Below are 17,131 nucleotides of genomic sequence, written 5' to 3'. Positions count from 1 at the left end.
CCCGCCATGAGCCTCGACGCCGCCCTCCGCATCGCCAGCAGCGGTCTCGCCGCGGTCCAACGCAATATCGCGCAGGCCTCGCAGAACGTCGCCAATGCCGATACCGAAGGCTACACCCGCAAGTCGGTCACGCAGCGCGCGCTCACCAGCGGCGACAGCCCGGCCGGCCTGCGGACCAGCGAGGCGCAGCGGGCCGTCGACACCGCGCTGCTGGCGCAGCTCGATGCCAGCCGCGCCAGCACCGCCGCGGCGACGCTGCGCGAGAGCCTGCTCACCGGCATCGAGGATGCGCATGGCGACAGCGGCCAGACCCTCGCCGACGGCCTCTCGGACCTGCAGAACGCCTTCCTCGCCCTGCGCGACGCCCCGGCCGATGCCGGGGCGCAGCGATCGGTGCTGGCGGCGGCGACGACGATGGCGGAGCGGCTGAACGGCGTCTCCCAGGCCATCGGGACGGCGCGGCAGCAGGCGCAGGACACGCTCGTCTCCGAGGTGAAGGCGGCCAATGCCGCGCTGCGCCAGGTGGCCGGCCTGACCCTGCAGATCAGGAACGACGTCGGCGACACCGCCACGCTCGAGGACCAGCGCGACGCCGCCATCGCCAGCCTCGCCGAGAGCCTCGGCGTGCAGGCGGTGAAGCGGAGCGACGGCGAGGTGCTGCTCGTCGCCAGGGGCGGCGTCGTGCTGCCCCTCGATGCCGAGCACGACCAGCTCGCCGTCGCCGAGGCCGCGGTGCAGCCCGGCAGCGGCGCCGCCACCCTGCCCGGCGTTACGCTGAACGGCCTCGACGTCACCGCCCAGCTCAGCGGCGGACGGATCGGCGAGGCGATCACGCTGCGCGACACCACCCTGCCCCGCTACCAGGCCGAGGCCGACATCCTCGCCACCGGCCTCGCCTCGCGGCTCGAGAGCGAGGGGCTGCGGCTCTTCACCGACCGCGACGGCAGCAGCGTGCCGGATGCGTCGCAGGCCTATGCCGGCAGCACGCAGATCGGCTTCGCCGGGCGCATCCGGATCAACCCCGCCGTCGCCGCCGACCCGTCCCTGCTGCGCGACGGCACCCATGCCGTGGCCGGCAGCGCCACCGGGGCCAGCGCCTTCACGCCGAATGCCGCGGACGGGCCGGCCGGCTTCACCACGCTGATCGACCGTGTGCTGAACCACAGCTTCGGCGCCGAGGCGCAGGACGGCCAGGCCTGGCCCGGCCTCTCGACCAGCGGGCTCGGGCCCGATGGCACCCTCGCCTCACCTTTCACCGCCCCGACGACCCTCGCCGCCTATGCCACGCGGCTGACCGCGGCGCAGACCGGCGACCGCGCCGCGGCGACGGCGGCGAAGGAACAGCCGAGCGCCCTGCTGAGCACGCTGGAGGACCGCTTCAGCCAGCAATCCGGGGTGAATGCGGATACCGAGATGGCCCATATCGTCTCCCTGCAGAATGCCTATGCGGCGAATGCCAGGGTGCTGAGCACCATCCAGTCGCTCTTCGAGACGCTGCTCGGGGCGGTGCGATGACCTCGGTCAGCCTGCTCGCCCGCATGGAGGCCAATACGGCCGCGCTGCGGCTGCGCGTCGAGACCCTGACGCGGCAGCAGGCGAGCGGCCGCAAGACCGACAGCATCGGCGATCTCGGCGCGCAGCTGCCGCAGGCGCTGACGCTGCGCGCCGAGATCGCCCGGCGCGACACCTATGGCGCTGCGGTCGGCGAGGCGCTCACCCGCACCTCGGTGACGCAGACGGCGCTGCAGCGGCTGACCGACATCGCCAGCGAGTTCACCGACAAGCTCGCGGTATCGCTCAACCCCGACGACACCAGCTCGCTTTCCCTCATCGCCTCGCGCGCCAGGGCGGCGATGGTCGAGGTGGGGCAGCTGCTGAACACGAAGAGCGGCGGCGAATACGTCTTCGGCGGCTCGGATTTCGGCAACCCGCCGGTGCCCGACCCGGATGCGCTGCCGACGAGCGGCATGGCGACGCGGATCGCCGCGGCCGTGGCGACGCTCGGCAGCGGCACGGCCGCGACGGTCGCGGCCGCGACCAGGGCGGCGGCGCTCGACGACGGCGCCGGCGTCACGCCCTTCAGCGCCTATCTCTCGGATGCCGCGAGCGGCGCCGTCGAGCCGCGGCGCAGCGTCTCGACCGGCGACGGCCAGACGGTCGGCTACGGCATCGTGGCGAACCGCAACGCGGCCGCCGTCTCGGCCGGGGAGACCACGGGCTCCTGGGCGCGCGACCTGCTGCGCGGCCTCGCCAGCCTCGCGGCGCTGACGCCCGCGCAGGCGGGCTCGGCCAGCGATTTCCGGGCCTTCGCCGAGACCATCCGGCAGGGGCTGAAGAGCGCCGAGAACGCCCTCGCCGACGAGCAGGGCGCGCTCGGTCAGACCGAGACGCGGCTGCAGGCGGTGAAGGAGCGGCACTCGACCGTCACCGACACCCTGAAGGCGCAACTCGCCGATATCGAGGAGGTGGACCTTGCGACCGTCATAACCAAGCTGCAATCGACGAAGAGCGTGCTAGAGGCGAGCTACACCGCCATCGGCCAGCTCAGTTCCCTCACACTCACCCACTACCTCGGCTAGGGCATGGCGACGGCGGGCGGCATCGCGCGTCGCGCACCGGCCCCGATGGCAAAACGCGGAGCACGAGCCTGCCGCTTCCGGCAGGCCAGGCGCCCGGCATCGGCCGCGGTTCAGGGTCCGTTAAGCGCGCCCCGCGATGATGCAGGGGTTGCGCGCGCAGCGGCAAAAGGAAGTTTCATGTCCACGCTGGTGCTCGAGTTACGCCAGGGCGACCTCATGGTCGTGAACGGGGCGCCGATCCGTTTTCGCAATCGCACCCGGATCGAGTTGGCCGCCAAGGCGCGCTTCCTGTTCGGCAAGCAGATCATGCCGCCGGAGGCGGCGACCACGCCGGCCCGGCGCATCTACTTCGCGCTGCAGACCGCTTATATCGGCAGCGACGAAGAGCGCCCCGGCGGCCTCGCCGCGGCGCGGCGGCTGATCGACGACTTCCAGGCGGCGACCACCTCGGCGGCGGCGCGGCAGATCCTGCGCGATGCCCTTGCCTGCGCCGAGGCCGATGACTGCTACCAGGCGCTGAAGCTGGCGCGCCGGGTGATGCGGCACGAGGAGGAGGTGCTCGGCCTGACGCCCCTCGCCGCGCCGCGGATGGCGGGGTGAAGGCGCCCCGGCGCCCGCCTCGCTCGGGCGCCTCATTCCGGTGCCGGGGCCGCGACGGCGCCCGCCTCCGGCGGGCCCGGCGGCGTCGCGCCGCCGCGGCGATAGGCGTCGAGCTCGCGTTGCGTCGGCAGGCTCTCGACATGGCCGGTCTGGTCGCGGAACTCGATCACCACCAGCCCGAGCGCCGGATCGAGGCGCAGCGACATGGCCGGCGGGCCCGGCAGGGCGGTGGGCGCCGCCGCCGCCGGGGCATCGGGCGGCGACGGTGTCGGCTCGGCCACGGGGCGTGGCCAGGCCGGCGACGGGGGCATGCTGGGGTCGAGGATGTGCGGCATGGCGAGATGGTCGCAATTTTTCGACAAATCCTGAAGGAAGCCTGAACGCCGGCGGGTTTGACGGGGATCTCGCCCGGCGCGATGGTCGAGCGGCCTTGCGGACCCTTCCGACCCAGCTTCTCACCCTCGGCGGCGCGGCGCTCGGCGGCGGGCTGCTGGCGCTGCTGCACCTGCCGCTCGCCTGGATGATCGGGGCGATGCTGGCCACCGCGGCGCTGGCCTGGCACCGGCCGGTGGCGGTGCCGGGCTGGGCGCGGCCGGCCGGGCTGGTCTTCCTCGGCCTCGGCCTCGGCGCCACCTTCTCCGGCCCGGTGCTGGCCGCCGTCACCGGCGCGCTGCCGGTGCTGCTGGCCGGCGGGGTCATCGCCATCGCCACCGGCTTCGTCGTGGCCCAGCTCTTCACCCGCCTCGCCGGGACCGATCCGCAGACCGGCTTCTTCTGCGCCGTGCCCGGCGGCGTCATCGTCATGGCGATCCTGGCGCAGGAGGCGAAGGCGAGCGTCGCCACCGTCACCCTGGCCCAGACCATGCGCGTGCTGGTGGTGGTGCTGACCTTCCCGCCCCTGCTCGGCTGGCTGGCGCCGCATGGCCAGTTCGGGGAGTTCATGGCGCCGCGCCAGCCGATCTGGTGGCCAGGCCTGCTCGGCATGGCGGCGGCCGGGCTGGCGCTCGCCTTTCCTCTGCGCCGCGCCGGGCTCGCCAATCCCTGGATGCTCGGGCCGTGCGGCCTCGCCATCGGGCTGGCGGCGACCGGCCACCTGCCCTCCGGCGTGCCGATGCTGCTGCTGAACGCGGCGCAGGTGGCGATGGGCGCCTCGCTCGGGACCCGGCTGAGCCGGAGCTTCCTGCTCTCCTCGCACCGCCTGGCGGTGGCGGCGGTGCTCTCCTCGGCGGTGCTGTCGCTGCTGCTGAGCGCGATCGCCTGGGGGCTGGCGCGGCTGGTCGGGCTGCCGGTGCCGGCGCTGATCCTCGGCATGGCGCCCGGCGGGATGCCGGAGATGGCGCTGACGGCGAAGGCGCTCGAACTCGCCGTGCCGCTGGTGCTCGGCTTCCACCTGACGCGGACGGTGCTGTGCAACCTGCTGGTCGGGCCGCTGCACCGGGCCGGGCTGCGGCTGGGGCTGCTGTGACGGCGGCGCGCTATTCGCGCCGCAGCAGACCATCCACCAGCCGGTCGGCCCAGTTGAGCCGGCTGCGCGCCCGGGCCTGGAATTCCCGGCGCAGCGCCGCCTCGTCGTAATCCTCGCGCAGCCAGTCGAGGAAGGGTCGCGGCCGCTCGCGCTGGGCCTGGGCATAGGCCTCGAAGAAGGCGTCGAGGATGCCGGTGCGGCTCTGCCGGACATGGCCCCAGCGCCAGGAGAGCTGCGCCATCGCCTCCTCCACCGGCCGGCCCTGCAGCAGCAGCCAGAGCCCGGCGGCGAGGCCGGTGCGGTCGGCACCGCTCTTGCAGTGGATCAGGATCGGCTCCGGCACGCCGCGCAGGATCTCGGCGAGGCGCAGGATGCGGTCCTTGTGCGGCGCGCCGCGGCTCTCGAAGGGCGCGTCGACATGCACCAGGCCGAGCTCCGCCGCCGCCGCCCGCCCCAGCCGGTCGGAGCCGCAATTCGCCCGCTCGCCGCGCAGGTTGATCACCGTCCGGAGGCCGAGCCGGCGGGTCGCGTCGCGCAGCTGCCAGGGCAACGGGTGGTTGGAGCGGTAGAGCCGGCCGCTCTCCACCACGCCCCAATTGCGCCAGGGCAGGCGCAGCAGCGCGTGATCGACGAAGAGGCTGTTCAGCCAGGCGCGGCGGCCGGGGGCCGGCCGGGGCTGGGGCGCGCTCTGGACGGGGGTTGCGGACATGCCGCCGGTATGGGGTGCGGACAGGGGGAAGACCAGGGGGAAGGTCGAGGGGAACAGCGCGCGAGGGGGCCGCGTTGAGCAGGGGTCACGCGCAAAGGGGAGAAGGTCCCATGTCCAAGGCTCATCCGCCGCCCGTCCCGCCGGCCGGCGTCAGCCCAAAGGGTCCCGGTTCGCAGCAGGCGCCTGCGGAGGCCCGGGCCGCCGAGACGGCGGAGGCCCGCCGAGCCGCGAAGGACCGCAACCTCGAGGAGCAGGGCCGCCAGGGCAACATCCACCAGAACACCACCCATCCGGGCATGCAGCAGGATCGCTGACCATGACGCAGCAGCGCGGCGAGCACGAGACGAGGCGCGACGAGGGAGGCCCGGGCAGCAGCCACCAGGGCGGCTCGCATGGTCGCGCGCATCGGGAGCGGGACGATCACGGCCCCGCCCCCGACCAGCCCACCAATCCGGACCGCAGCCGGGTCTCCGGCGGCGGCGGCGAGCGGGACCGGCACCACGTGCACGATCCGGCCCAGAAAAGGTGAGACGCGGCAGGCGGCGCGGAAGGGATCTGGCCCCTCCGCGCCTCGCCTATTCCATGCGCGCGCCGCTGATCTTCACCATCTCGGCAAGCATCGGCCGCTGCTGCGCCGCATGCGTCACCGCCGCCTCGGGCGTGCTCCAGAGGCAGCGGGCGCCGGTCTCGAGGAAGCGGCGCTGGATGGCGGGATCGGCCGCCACCTCCTTCATCGCCGCATTCACCTTGTCGATGATCGGTCGCGGCATGCCGGCGGGGCCGACCCAGGCGCACCAGGAGGTGATGACGAAATCCGCCACCCCCGCCTCGGCCATGGTCGGGATGTTCGGCAGCGTCGACCAGCGCGCCGGGCTGGTGACGGCATAGGCCTTCATCCGACCCTCGGCGATCACCGGGATGTAGCTGGCGAGGTTGTCGATGGCGAAGGTGAGGTCGCCCGAGAGCATGGCCGGGATGATCTGCGCCGCGCCGCGGAAGGGCACGTGCTGGCCATCGATCTTCTGCCGGTCGCAGAACAGCGCGCCCGAGAGATGCGCCGTGGTGCCGACGCCCGGGCTGCCATAGGAGACGCCGCCCTTCTTCGCCTTCGCCCAGGCGATGAACTCCTGCAGCGTGTTGGGCGGCGTGAACTGCGCCGGCGCTACCACGACATTGGGCAGCTCCCAATGCATCGAGATGAGGGAGAAATCCTTCTCCGGGTCGAAGGGCAGCTTGGCGTAGAGGAACTGCGCGACGGAGAGGTTGGCGATGGTGGCCGGCGCCTGGGTGTAGCCGTCCGGGGCCGCCTTGGCGACCGCGTCCATGCCGATATTGCCGGTGGCGCCGGGCCGGTTCTCGATCACGAAGCTTTGGCCGAGCTTGCCGGTGAGCTGTTCGCAGAGAATGCGCGCCAGCACGTCGGTGGAGCCGCCCGGCGGCCAGGGGACGATCACCCGCACCGGGCGATCCGGCCAGGCCTCGGCCGCCCGCGCTCCCCCGGGGCGCAGCAGGCCCGGCGCGGCCAGCGCGGCCCCGGCCAGGCTGCCCGCGCGCAACAAGCCACGGCGTTCGATCATCGCATTTCCTTCCCGACCATTCCGACCCGTCCATCGCATCGAATGCCGCCGCGCGGAAGGGCCGCGCTGTCCATCCGGGCTTCAGCTTCCGGCCAATGCACGCCAGCCTCGTCGGGATTTGCGAAGGAGAGGTTCATGACGCCGGAGGAATTCCGCCGCCGCGGCCATCAGCTCATCGACTGGATCGCGGATTACCGCGAGCACATCGCCCGGCATCCGGTGATGGCGCAGGTCGCGCCCGGCGAGATCCGCACCCGCCTGCCCGCCGCGCCGCCCGAGCAGCCGGAGGACATGGCGGCGGTGCTCGCCGATCTCGACCGCATCATCCTGCCCGGCCTCAGCCATTGGCAGTCGCCGCGCTTCTTCGGCTACTTCCCGGCCAATGCGCCGCTCGCCGGGGTGCTCGGGGATCTCGTCAGCACCGGCCTCGGCGTCATCGGCCTCTCCTGGCAGTCCGGCCCCGCCATCACCGAGCTCGAGGAGGTGATGACCGACTGGATGCGGCAGAAGGTCGGCCTCTCCCCGGCCTGGAGTGGGGTGATCCAGGACACCGCCTCCACCAGCACCCTGGTCGCGCTGCTCTGCGCCCGGGAGCGGGCGAGCGGCTACGCCATGGCGCATGGCGGGATGCAGGCGGGCGGGCCGCCGCTGCGGGTCTATGCCTCGGCCGAGAGCCACAGCTCGGTCGGCAAGGCGGCGCTGCTGGCCGGCTTCGGCCGCGAGCATCTGCGGCTGGTGCCGACCGACGCGCGGCAGGCGATGCGGCCGGAGGCGCTGGCGGCGATGGTCGCCGAGGACCTGGCGCAGGGCTGCCGCCCCGCCGCCGTGGTCGCCACCACCGGCACCACCGCGACCACCGCCATCGACCCGGTCGGCGCCATCGCCGAGGTCGCGGCGCGGCACGGGGTGTGGCTGCATGTCGATGCCGCCATGGCCGGCAGCGCCATGATCCTGCCGGAATGCCGGCCGCTCTGGGCGGGGATAGAGGGCGCCGACAGCCTGGTGCTGAACCCGCACAAATGGCTCGGCATCCCCTTCGACAGCTCGCTCTACTACGTGCGGGACCCGCAGCACCTGGTGCGGGTGATGTCGACCAACCCCTCCTACCTCCAGAGCGCAGCGGACGGGCAGGTGAAGACCCTGCGCGACTGGGGCATTCCGCTCGGGCGGCGCTTCCGCGCACTCAAGCTTTGGTTCGTGCTGCGCGAACAGGGCGTCGAGGCGCTGCGGGCGCGGCTGCGGCGCGACCTGGAGAATGCCCGCTGGCTGGCGGCCGAGGTGCAGGCCGCGCCGCGCTGGCGGCTGCTCGCGCCGGTACCGCTGCAGACCCTCTGCCTGCGGCACGAGCCGGCCGGGCTGGCGGGCGAGACGCTCGATGCGCATACCCTCGGCTGGGCGGAGCGCCTCAACCGCTCGGGCGCGGCCTATCTGACGCCGGCGCAGCTCGACGGGCGCTGGATGGTGCGCGTCTCGATCGGCGCCGAGGCCACGGAACGGGCCGATGTCGCGGCGCTGTGGGAGGCGATGCAGGCGGCGGCGGAAGGCGGGGATGGCCTGGCGCCAGGCGGCTGAACCTCCCCGGACCAGGCCCCCCTCCCCCGGGATCAGGAGAGGCGGCAGGCCGGGGATGCGGCGCCTGCCGCCGTGCCGCCGGGACGCTTGCCGCCCGCCACCGGCATTGGGGCGCCGCCTTCGGCCTTCCCAACAGCCTCGCCGCGGCCCAGGAGGCGGGCGCCGACCGCCGCCATCTCCTGGCAGACCTGTTCCGCCTCGACCGGCCCCATATCGAGCCTGAGGAGGCGCAGGGCCCGGTCCGGCTGGCCGGTGGCGACCAGGGCGAGCGCGAGGTTGTGCCGGGCCCGGTGCGGTGCCGTCGGCGCGTATTCGGCCTCGGCCAGGATCTCGACCGCCTTCGGCGCCTGGCCCGAGAGCAGCAGGGACATGGCGTAATTGGCCCGGACGCCCCAGTTGCGCGGGGCGAGCGCCATGGCGGCGCGGTAGCTCTCCTGCGCTTGCGCGGGATTGCCGGCCAGATCCTGGGCCAGGCCGAGACCATCCAGCACCGCCGGATCGGCGGGCGCCATGGCATGGGCCTCGGTGAAGGTCGCCGCGGCCGCCGCGACATCGCCCGTGCGCAGCTGGAGGCGACCCAGGGCCAGCAGCCGCGCCCGGCTCGGCCCATCGAGCGCGATGGCCTCCCGCAACGCCTGCGCCGCCTCGGCATCGAGCCCGGCGCGCTCGGCCGCCGTGGCCCATCGCTCGCGCAGCGCCGCATCGCGCGGCCGCTCCCGCGCCGCCTGCCGCAGCACCTCGACCGAGGCCGGGCTGCCGGCGGCGCCCTGCAGCGCCTCGGCCAGCCGGAGCCTGCTCTCGAGCGACAGCGCCGGCGAGGAGGGGGCGGGCCTGGCGCCGCAGCCGGCGAGACCGACCGGCAACAGCAGGGCCAGGGTGATCAGGGGGCGGCAGGGGCGTCTTGACGCGGCAGTGCGAACCATTTTCGGCGCATGTCCTGTTTCGGCCCTAGCCTAGCGCGCGCTCTTTTCGATATCGTAAATAGAAGGCTGCGGGCGCCCCTCACCGCACCAGACGCAGGTTGGCGAGTTGCGTGCCGATCTGCTGGAAGGCGGTGCGGAGGTCGGTCGGCCGCGAGACGAAGACGTAGTTCTGCGGCGTGGTCGCGCAGTTCTGGTAGAGCGTGCGCGTCTCGGCGCTGGTGTTGCTGCCCGAGGTGTCGAGCACGACCGTGTAGATGGTGATGCCAGCCGACTTGATGGCGGTGCAGAGCGAGGCCACGCGGCGGTTGATCTCCGTCTGCGCCTGGCTATTGTTGGTGATGCCGGGGCCCAGCCGGCCATCCTTCAGCCGGCCATAGCCGGTGTAGTCCGCATTGTTGGTGATCGCCGGGGCGCCGGAGGCGGCGGCGACGTTGGCGACCTGGTTCGTGGCCGGGCATGCGATGGGCCGCACCGCCTGGGCCGGCCCCGGCGCCGGGGAGGACGGGTAGCTGGCGGTCGATTTCGTGGTGTCGCTGCAGGCGCCGGGAAAGCCGTGGGTCGCGTCGTGCCACTGGCTCGTGCCGTCGGTCATCATCACGATGACCTTGCGTATGTAGGGCGTGTTGTAGTCGAGCGGCAGCGAGGTTGCCTGGCCGGCCGGCGCGGCGCCCAGTGCCCAGGCGTCACGCCAGCGCGGACTCAGGGTGAACCAGCCGGCCTGCAGGCCGAGATTGCCCATGGTCCCGCCCCGGAAGCTCGGGCGCAGCGACTGGATGGTGTCGAGGACCACCGACTTGCTGGCCGTCAGCGGCAGGACCGCCGTGGTCGGGCAGCCGACATTCGGGCCGACCTGGTAATTCCCGCGATAGAGGTACCAGTCCTCGGTGATGGCGTTGTCGCCGCTCGTCGTGGCGTCCCAGAGCTTGCGCGCCCAGTCGTTGTCGCCGGGCACCGCCGCCCCTTCCAGCGTGTAGAGGCCGAGCGTCGACTTGTAGAGGAAGGGCCGGAACGGCGCCTCGGAGGGCGTGTAGTCCCGGCGGTCGCCGTCCTCCGGCGAGCCGGCATAGCCGGCCCTCGCCTCGACGCAGCCGCGCCAGGAGGTCGGCGCGAAATTGGCATCGAGCGAGGCGGCGGCCTCCGTCTCGAGCCAGCCGTGGCGGTTCGGGCCCAGATTGACCGTCGTCGTGAAGGGCACGACGGAGACCCAGAGATTCGCGACCGTCTCCCGCGTGCCGTAGAGGATGTTGATGAGATCGGCCGCGGCCAGCCGGAGCAGGTCCATGTTGTTGTTGCGGCTGGTCGTCGTGGTGCCCGGCTCGCGCGGCACCGCCGTGACGCCGCAATTGCTGGCGGTGCGGTTGCCGGGGGTGGTGCAATTCGTGTCCATGGAGCCGGTGACGTCGAGGACGAGCGAGAGCTCCATGCCCAGATCCGCCCGCTTCGCCTGCGCCGCCGCCGCGACCTCGACGGAAGCGACGCCGAGGACGCGCGCGAAGGTGGTGTCGAGGACCGCATGGGCCGAGACCTGCATCGTGTTGGCATCGACGGCGACCGGCGGGTCGAGCGTGGTCATGGCATCGAGGAAGCCCCGCCAGGCATGGCCCGTCGCCTGATCGGCGACGAAGCCGCTGCCGGCGACGCCGAAATTCGCCCAGAACATGCCCGCGACCTCGGCATCGCGCTGCGCGGCCGGCAGGTTGATGTTGCGCGCGCCCGCCAGCGCGGCGGCATCGAGTGCCGTATGGAGGCGCGAGCGCAGCAGCCAGGCCCTCGCCCCATCCGTCGCCAGCCCGACCAGCCCGACAAGCGGCAGGGCCAGCAGCGCCGCCATGACCGCGATGCCGCCGCGTGTCCCAAGGCCTTTCACGGGCAGGCTCCGCCGAGCGAGGTCAGGGCCGCAGTGCGGGGGCGGAGGATCGCATAGGTCCGCACCGGCCCCGGTCCGGCCGTGCCGAAGAAGACCGGCGGCGCCTTCGCCATGATGGACCAGGGCGTCGCCGCATTGATCACCTCGACGACCAGGACGCTCTGCCCGCTCGGGACGAGGAAGCCGTTGGGCAGGCTCGCCTGGCCGGCGACACGGCTCTCGAGCCCGGCATCGCCGCGCGAGCAGGTCCAGGCCAGCGCATTGCCGGAGGACGAGCCAGTCACCACGCCGATCACCGTGCGCGCCCGGCCGGTATCCGTCCCGGTCGACCAGGCGAGCACGGGCCGCGCGATGGCCTTCGCCGCGTCGAACAGGGCGCCGAGATCGGCCGGCGCCAGGCTGTCGAGCTGGCTCCCGACATTGGCCACCTCGGCGGCGGTCCGCTCCAGCCGGAACCAGATCCGCATGTAGAGGACGATTTCCGCGGTCGCGACGAACAGCAGGACGAGCAGCGGGACGATGAGCGCGAACTCGACCAGCGCCGCGCCGCGCCGTCCGTCCCTACTTCGGATAAGGCTCATTCTTCACCAGGACGGCGAATTGGATCCGCAGCAGGCCGAGCGGCAGCAGTGCCCGGCCGATGGGCGTCAGCCCGGGGGAGTGATAGGTCACCGTGTACTGCACGACATCGCCCGCGCCGCCGAGGCCGGGCTTGCCCGCCCCCGCGGCCGCAAGCGTGCCGAAGCTGCCGAAGCTCTGGGCCGCGACGGTGAGCGCCGCGCCGTCGAGCGGCAGGCCGGAGCCGTTGAGGATCACCTCCGTCATGTAGCTGTCGGCGGTGTAGCCACTCGGCGGCGCCTGCCCCGTCGCCACCCAGCGTGAGGCCTCGCGCGCCCCGGCATCGAGCGCCGCGCCGACCGCCACCTGCCAGCAGGTCTCGATCAGGACGAGCAGCAGCACGACGAAGGCCGAGCCGGCGGCGGCGAAGTCGAGCGCGGCCGCGCCGCGCCGGCACCGCAGCGGGCGGGCTACCACAGCCTGAACGCCTGCAGCATCGCCGGGCCGGCGACGACCAGGAACAGGGTCGGCAGGATGCAGAGGATCATCGGCACGGTGAGGAGCACGGGCAGGCGCGCCGCCTTCGCCTCGAAGCGGACGAGTTGCTCGTGCCGCATCTCGGCCGAGAGCGTCCGCAGGGCCTGGGTCAGCGGCGTGCCGTACTGCAGCGTCTGCGCCAGCGTCGTGCCGAGCCGGCGCAACTGGTCGAGCCGCGTCCGCTCCGCCATGTTCAGCAGCGCGGCCCGCCGGTCGGCGAGGATGCGCAGCTCGCTGCTGCACAGGGCGAACTCCGTCGCGATCGCGCGGTTCGCCGGCCGGATCTCCGTCGCCACCCGCTCGACCGCACCCTCGAGCGCCAGCCCGGCCTCCGAGCAGAGGATCATGAGATCGAGCGCATCGGGCAGCCCGCGCTCGAGTTCCCGCAGGTATCGCTTGCGCAGCCGCCGGGCGACGAGATCGGGCAGCAGCAGGCCGCCGACCGCGCTGGCCAGGAGGACGAAGCTCCAGACATGCCTCGCCGGATGCAGCACGCTCAGCGCGGCGATGGCCAGCAGGGGCAGGCCGGCGAGCAGCGCCACCTTCGTGCCGACGAAGACCGCCAGGGCCCGGTCGCCCCGGAAGCCGGAGGCCATCAGGGTCTGCTCGAGCTCATGGATCGTCCGTGCCGAGAGCACCCCGCCATCGACGAGAAGCCGCCCGACCGCCGCCAGGCCGCGGCCGGCGGCGTGGCGGAGCGACCAGGCCATCGTCACCTGGTCGATCCCGGCGCTGCGCTGGATGGCGAGCAGGCGCTCGTCCAGCCGCTTCTCGCGCCCGATGGCGCGGAGCAGCCAGGTCGCCAGCGTGGCCAGGCCGAGTAGCGCCGCGGCCGCGGCGGCGAGCCAGGGCATCGTCATGACAGCGCGCGCCGGATCATCGAGCGCATGATGGCGATGCCGAGCAGGAGCAGGCCGATCGCCGCCGCCAGGATGCGCCGCCCGCCCGCATCCTCGAACAGCATGGCGACGTAAGCGGGGCTCATCACGGCGAGGACGGCGCAGGTGAAGAAGGGCAGCGCGGCGAGGATGCCGGCCGAGGTCCGCGCCTCGGCCGCCAGCGCATAGCCGCGCTCCTTCAGCGCCACGCGCTTGCGGATGACCTCCGCCAGGTTCTCCAGCGTCTCCCCGAGCGCGCCGCCGGTCTGGTTCTGCAGGGCGAGGGCGGTCGCGAAGAAGCGGTATTCCGGGACGTTGTTGCGGTGGGCCGTCTCGGCGAGCGCCTGCTCCATCGGCTGGCCGATCGACAGGCGGTCGCCGATGCGCTTGAACTCCGCCGCAGTCTCCTTCGGCGCCTCCCGGGCCACGCTACGGATCGCCTCGCTCACCGGGATGCCGACGCGCACCGCGCGGGTCACCATGCCGAGCGCATCGGGGAATTGCTGGAAGAGGATCTCGACGCGGCGCGCATCCAGCCAGCCATAGGCCATGCGGCAGAACACGACCCAGAAGACCGGCGTCAGCAGCAGCAGCGGATCGCCGCCGAGCGCCGCGACGAGGCCCGCCGCCGCGCGGGCGAAGGGCAGCGCGACGAGCGGGATGATCCACCAGCGGATCGGATAGTCCTGCCTTCGCTCCGGTTGGAGGCGGATCAACCCCGCGATGGCCCGGAACCAGCCCTGGTCCAGATCGGGCCGGAAGCCGCGCCGGGCGGCGGCCGCGGCATCGGCCAGCCGGTGCGGCCCGACCACCGCCGCGATGCGCGCCTGCCGGCGGTCCTGGCGCCGCGCCGCGCCGAGGCCGAAGGCCAGGGCCGCGCCGAGCGTCAGCAGGCCGCCGGCGGCGATCGGCAGGACGGATGACGGCACGCTCAGCGCTCCGCTTCTTCCAGGGCCTGCATCCAGGCCCGCTCCAGGCCGAAATAGGCGAGCCGCGGCAGGAATGCCGGCCTGGCCCGGCTCACCTTCCAGCGGACGCGCAGCCTCCCATCCTGGTCCTCGCCCTCATGCTCCAGGGAGAAGACGTCGTTCAGGGTGAAGACATCGCCCTCCAGTCCGACCAGCTCCGTGACCTGGACCAGCCTGCGACCGCCGTCGCGCTGCCGCTCCACCTGCAGGATCAGGTCGATGGCGCTGGCGATCTGCGTCCGGATGGCGCGTGTGGGCAGGCCGAAGCTGCCCATCATCACCATGTTCTCGACGCGGATGAGCGCATCGCGCGAGGTATTCGCATGCACCGTGCTCATGCTGCCGTCATGGCCGGTGTTCATGGCCTGCAGCATGTCGAAGGCCTCGGCGCCGCGGCACTCGCCAAGGATGATGCGGTCGGGGCGCATGCGCAACGCGTTGCGGACCAGGTCGCGCTGCGTCACCTCGCCGCGGCCCTCAAGGCTCGGCGGACGTGTCTCGAGCCGGACCACATGCGGCTGCTGCAGCTGCAGCTCCGCGGCATCCTCCACGGTGACGATGCGCTCGCCATGGTCGATCATCCGGCTGAGCGCGTTCAGCATCGTCGTCTTGCCCGAGCCGGTGCCGCCGGAGATCAGGATGTTCAGCCGGCAGCGCGCCGCGACCTGCAGCGCCTTCGCCATCGGCCGGGTCAGGGCGCCGAACTCCACCAGCCGGTCGAAATCGATGACCTTGCGCGAGAATTTGCGGATCGACATGGCCGGTCCGTCGAGCGCGAGCGGCGGGAAGACGATGTTGACGCGGCTGCCATCGGCGAGCCGGGCATCGACCATCGGGCTGCTCTCGTCGATGCGCCGGCCGACCGCGGCCACGATCCTCTGGGCGATGTTGGCCAGGTGCTGGTTGTCGCGGAAGCGGATGCCCGAGAGCGTCACCTTGCCGCGTTGCTCGACGAAGACCTTCTCGTAGCCGTTGACCATGATGTCGGTGATCGAATCGTCCTCGAGCAGCGGCTCGAGCGGCCCGAGGCCGAGCATGTCGTCCACCAGGTCCAGCGCAAGCTGGCGCTGCTCCCGGGCGTTGAGCTGCATCCGCTCCTCGGTCGCCACCTCGGCCAGCAGGCGCTCGACCTCGGCAGCCAGCCGGTCCGGCGTCATCGTGGCGACGCTCGCCGGATCGATGCGGGCGAGGCAGAGCGCCCTGAGCTCGGCGAGCGGCGCGCCCGGCGCCGCCGGCCGGCTGGCGGGCGGCGGATGGGCGGCGGCCTCCGGCGCCTGCCGGACCACGGCCATGCCGCTGGCCACGCCGCAGGCCGTGCCGTCCTGGCCGGGCGAGGCTTCCGGACGGCGGCGGCCGAAGCTCGGGACGAGGGCGTTGCTCATCGACGGAACAGGCTCCGCAGGCCGCGCCGCGCGGCTGTCTTGTTGCCGACGCCGCCCGCGGCATGCGCGAGCTGCGCGATCGCATTGCGGAACGGGCCGCCGGCGCTCGCGGCCATCTGGCCGAGCGTCGCGGCATCCTCCACCCGCCGCGGCAGGTCGGCGATGACGATGTCGGGCTCGAGCTTCAGCGCCTCGGCGACCTGGCCGGCGGACAGGCCGCCGCGGATGCCGGCGCGGTTCAGCACCAGGAGCGGCCGCGAGGCCTGGGCCGGCCCGGCCTCGATCTGCAGCAGGCGCAGCACGTCGCGGATGCAGGCGAGCGTCGGCTGGAAGACGAAAATGCGTTGCTGCGCCAGGTCCAGCAGGTCCCGGCTGAAGCCCTCCGCCGCGAAGGGGGCGTCGGCGATGATGAAATTGTGGCGGCGGCGCAGCATGCCGACAAGGCGCTCGGCGGCGCCGGGCCCGTAGGCGAGCGGCAGGCTGAGCGGCTCCTCCGCCGCCAGCAGGTGCAGCCGCTCGCCGGCCGCGGCGGCCAGACGCTCGACGAACAGCTCATCGACCCGCTCGGGATGCTCGACGGCGTTGCGCAGGCCCGGGCCGACGGCGACGGAGAGCAGCAACGGCTGGATGCCGCGATGCAGGTCGGCATCCAGCATGGCCACATGGCGCTGCGAGACCTCGGCGAGGAACCAGGCAAGGTTGCCCGCGATGGTCGAGGCGCCGACGCCGCCGCGGGCGCCAGTGACCGTCAGCAGCCTGCCGCCGCGCGCCTGCGCCGCGGCGAAGCGGCGCCGCGCCACGACGGGGCCGAAATGCTCGGCGACCATCGCCGCCGTCAGCGGCTTGTAGAGGTAGTCGGCGACGCCGAAGCTGCGCGTCAGCTGCCGGTAGAAGCCGACATCCTGGCGGTCGCCGACGACCAGCACCCGCACGTCTGGCTCGACCACCTGCGACAGGTCCTCGAGCGCCGCGAGGGGCTGCGGATGGGCCGCGACATCGACCACCAGCGTCCAGGGCGTCGGCATCCCCCGCAAGGCGGCGATTGCGCCCTCGATATCCGCGCGATGGAATTCGATCTGCAGCCGGCCGAACTCGGACAGGCCGCCGCGCAGCGCCTGCTCCGTCTCCGCGTCCGCGATGAAGCAAAGGAGGGGGCGCCGTTCCGGCCTGTGCTGGGCGTCCTCCGCGGCGTCGGGAAAGGCGTGGTCGGGCATGGTCAGTTCCCCGAGGACCCGTTCGGAACGGTGACGATGCGGGCGAGGCCGGAATCGGGCAGCGGCTTGACCTTGTCGGCGCGCAGCCGCTCGATCGCGGCGGCCGCCGTGGTGCCGGCCGCGCCGCCGCCGCCGGTGCCCTGGATCCGCTCCTCGGGATGCACGAGCATGACGGCGAGGTTCTGCTCGTTCACCCCGGCCGGGCGCCAGCGCCCCTCGCCTGCATAGGGGTCGAGCGCGTGGCAGCCGGCGAGACCCGCCAGGACTGGCAGGAGGAGCAGGCCGTTCGGGCGGATGCGCAT

At 73.0% G+C, this 17,131-nt stretch carries 19 protein-coding genes; 7 read left to right on the top strand and 12 right to left on the bottom strand.

Annotated elements, in window-relative coordinates:
- The first annotated feature begins 6 nt into the window (after positions 1 to 6).
- From HJG45_RS21240 to HJG45_RS21230, 3 genes are all read left to right on the top strand, one after another.
- Positions 7 to 1,515 (top strand): flagellar hook-associated protein FlgK, encoded by a 1,509-nt coding sequence (locus HJG45_RS21240; protein ID WP_171614825.1) that lies wholly within the window; start codon positions 7 to 9, stop codon positions 1,513 to 1,515.
- On the top strand, positions 1,512 to 2,579 hold the full coding sequence (locus HJG45_RS21235; RefSeq protein WP_171614823.1) for a flagellin: 1,068 nt from the start codon (positions 1,512 to 1,514) through the stop codon (positions 2,577 to 2,579). Before HJG45_RS21240 ends, HJG45_RS21235 begins: the two co-directional genes overlap by 4 nt.
- A 177-nt stretch (positions 2,580 to 2,756) precedes the next feature.
- Positions 2,757 to 3,179 carry a flagellar biosynthesis repressor FlbT gene (locus HJG45_RS21230; protein ID WP_171614821.1) on the top strand — a complete coding sequence of 141 codons (423 nt, stop codon included), beginning with the start codon at positions 2,757 to 2,759 and terminating at the stop codon, positions 3,177 to 3,179.
- A 32-nt stretch (positions 3,180 to 3,211) separates the two neighbouring features.
- Here HJG45_RS21230 and HJG45_RS21225 read toward each other — a convergent pair whose 3' ends face one another.
- Positions 3,212 to 3,460: a hypothetical protein gene (locus HJG45_RS21225; protein WP_171614819.1), complete on the bottom strand. Its 249-nt coding sequence runs from the start codon at positions 3,458 to 3,460 to the stop codon at positions 3,212 to 3,214.
- A 149-nt stretch (positions 3,461 to 3,609) separates the two neighbouring features.
- Here HJG45_RS21225 and HJG45_RS21220 point away from each other — a divergent pair, with 149 nt between their 5' ends.
- Positions 3,610 to 4,644 carry an AbrB family transcriptional regulator gene (locus HJG45_RS21220; protein WP_171614817.1) on the top strand — a complete coding sequence of 345 codons (1,035 nt, stop codon included), beginning with the start codon at positions 3,610 to 3,612 and terminating at the stop codon, positions 4,642 to 4,644.
- A 10-nt stretch (positions 4,645 to 4,654) separates the two neighbouring features.
- On the opposite strand, the gene HJG45_RS21215 is transcribed toward HJG45_RS21220, so the two are convergent.
- Positions 4,655 to 5,353 (bottom strand): tyrosine-protein phosphatase, encoded by a 699-nt coding sequence (locus HJG45_RS21215; protein WP_171614815.1) that lies wholly within the window; start codon positions 5,351 to 5,353, stop codon positions 4,655 to 4,657.
- A 110-nt stretch (positions 5,354 to 5,463) separates the two neighbouring features.
- Here HJG45_RS21215 and HJG45_RS21210 point away from each other — a divergent pair, with 110 nt between their 5' ends.
- On the top strand, positions 5,464 to 5,667 hold the full coding sequence (locus HJG45_RS21210) for a hypothetical protein (protein WP_171614813.1): 204 nt from the start codon (positions 5,464 to 5,466) through the stop codon (positions 5,665 to 5,667).
- Positions 5,668 to 5,669: 2 nt separating this feature from the next.
- A complete protein-coding gene (locus HJG45_RS21205) occupies positions 5,670 to 5,882 on the top strand; it encodes a hypothetical protein (protein WP_171614811.1) in 213 nt (70 codons plus the stop codon).
- 46 nt (positions 5,883 to 5,928) lie between these two features.
- On the opposite strand, the gene HJG45_RS21200 is transcribed toward HJG45_RS21205, so the two are convergent.
- Positions 5,929 to 6,930 (bottom strand): tripartite tricarboxylate transporter substrate binding protein, encoded by a 1,002-nt coding sequence (locus HJG45_RS21200; RefSeq protein WP_171614809.1) that lies wholly within the window; start codon positions 6,928 to 6,930, stop codon positions 5,929 to 5,931.
- 135 nt (positions 6,931 to 7,065) lie between these two features.
- Here HJG45_RS21200 and HJG45_RS21195 point away from each other — a divergent pair, with 135 nt between their 5' ends.
- Positions 7,066 to 8,502: a pyridoxal-dependent decarboxylase gene (locus HJG45_RS21195; RefSeq protein WP_171614807.1), complete on the top strand. Its 1,437-nt coding sequence runs from the start codon at positions 7,066 to 7,068 to the stop codon at positions 8,500 to 8,502.
- Between the two features lie 32 nt (positions 8,503 to 8,534).
- Here HJG45_RS21195 and HJG45_RS21190 read toward each other — a convergent pair whose 3' ends face one another.
- The 9 genes from HJG45_RS21190 to HJG45_RS21150 all read right to left on the bottom strand — a co-directional run bounded on the left by HJG45_RS21190 (position 8,535) and on the right by HJG45_RS21150 (position 17,131).
- A complete protein-coding gene (locus tag HJG45_RS21190) occupies positions 8,535 to 9,425 on the bottom strand; it encodes a tetratricopeptide repeat protein (RefSeq protein WP_171614805.1) in 891 nt (296 codons plus the stop codon).
- Positions 9,426 to 9,504: 79 nt separating this feature from the next.
- Positions 9,505 to 11,292 carry a vWA domain-containing protein gene (locus HJG45_RS21185; protein WP_171614802.1) on the bottom strand — a complete coding sequence of 596 codons (1,788 nt, stop codon included), beginning with the start codon at positions 11,290 to 11,292 and terminating at the stop codon, positions 9,505 to 9,507.
- Entirely contained in the window at positions 11,289 to 11,873 is a 585-nt protein-coding gene (locus HJG45_RS21180; protein WP_171614800.1) for a TadE/TadG family type IV pilus assembly protein, read from the bottom strand. The genes HJG45_RS21185 and HJG45_RS21180 overlap by 4 nt, the downstream gene beginning before the upstream one ends.
- Positions 11,854 to 12,327, bottom strand: a complete 474-nt coding sequence (locus tag HJG45_RS21175) for a hypothetical protein (RefSeq protein WP_171614798.1) — start codon at positions 12,325 to 12,327, stop codon at positions 11,854 to 11,856. The genes HJG45_RS21180 and HJG45_RS21175 overlap by 20 nt, the downstream gene beginning before the upstream one ends.
- Positions 12,321 to 13,247 carry a type II secretion system F family protein gene (locus tag HJG45_RS21170; RefSeq protein WP_171614796.1) on the bottom strand — a complete coding sequence of 309 codons (927 nt, stop codon included), beginning with the start codon at positions 13,245 to 13,247 and terminating at the stop codon, positions 12,321 to 12,323. The genes HJG45_RS21175 and HJG45_RS21170 overlap by 7 nt, the downstream gene beginning before the upstream one ends.
- Positions 13,244 to 14,194 (bottom strand): type II secretion system F family protein, encoded by a 951-nt coding sequence (locus HJG45_RS29500; protein ID WP_171614794.1) that lies wholly within the window; start codon positions 14,192 to 14,194, stop codon positions 13,244 to 13,246. Before HJG45_RS29500 ends, HJG45_RS21170 begins: the two co-directional genes overlap by 4 nt.
- Before the next feature lie 2 nt (positions 14,195 to 14,196).
- On the bottom strand, positions 14,197 to 15,615 hold the full coding sequence (locus tag HJG45_RS21160) for a CpaF family protein (protein ID WP_171614792.1): 1,419 nt from the start codon (positions 15,613 to 15,615) through the stop codon (positions 14,197 to 14,199).
- On the bottom strand, positions 15,612 to 16,829 hold the full coding sequence (locus HJG45_RS21155; RefSeq protein WP_171614790.1) for a pilus assembly protein: 1,218 nt from the start codon (positions 16,827 to 16,829) through the stop codon (positions 15,612 to 15,614). Before HJG45_RS21155 ends, HJG45_RS21160 begins: the two co-directional genes overlap by 4 nt.
- A 2-nt stretch (positions 16,830 to 16,831) precedes the next feature.
- The gene (locus tag HJG45_RS21150) at positions 16,832 to 17,131 is read right to left on the bottom strand and encodes a hypothetical protein (RefSeq protein WP_171614788.1); all 300 of its coding nucleotides are present in this window, start codon (positions 17,129 to 17,131) and stop codon (positions 16,832 to 16,834) included.

It is taken from the genome of Roseicella sp. DB1501 (assembly GCF_013112485.1).
Taxonomy (GTDB): Bacteria; Pseudomonadota; Alphaproteobacteria; order Acetobacterales; family Acetobacteraceae; genus Paracraurococcus.
The sequence above is the reverse complement of the archived record's forward strand: the minus strand, read 5'-3'. Positions and strand labels throughout refer to the sequence as shown.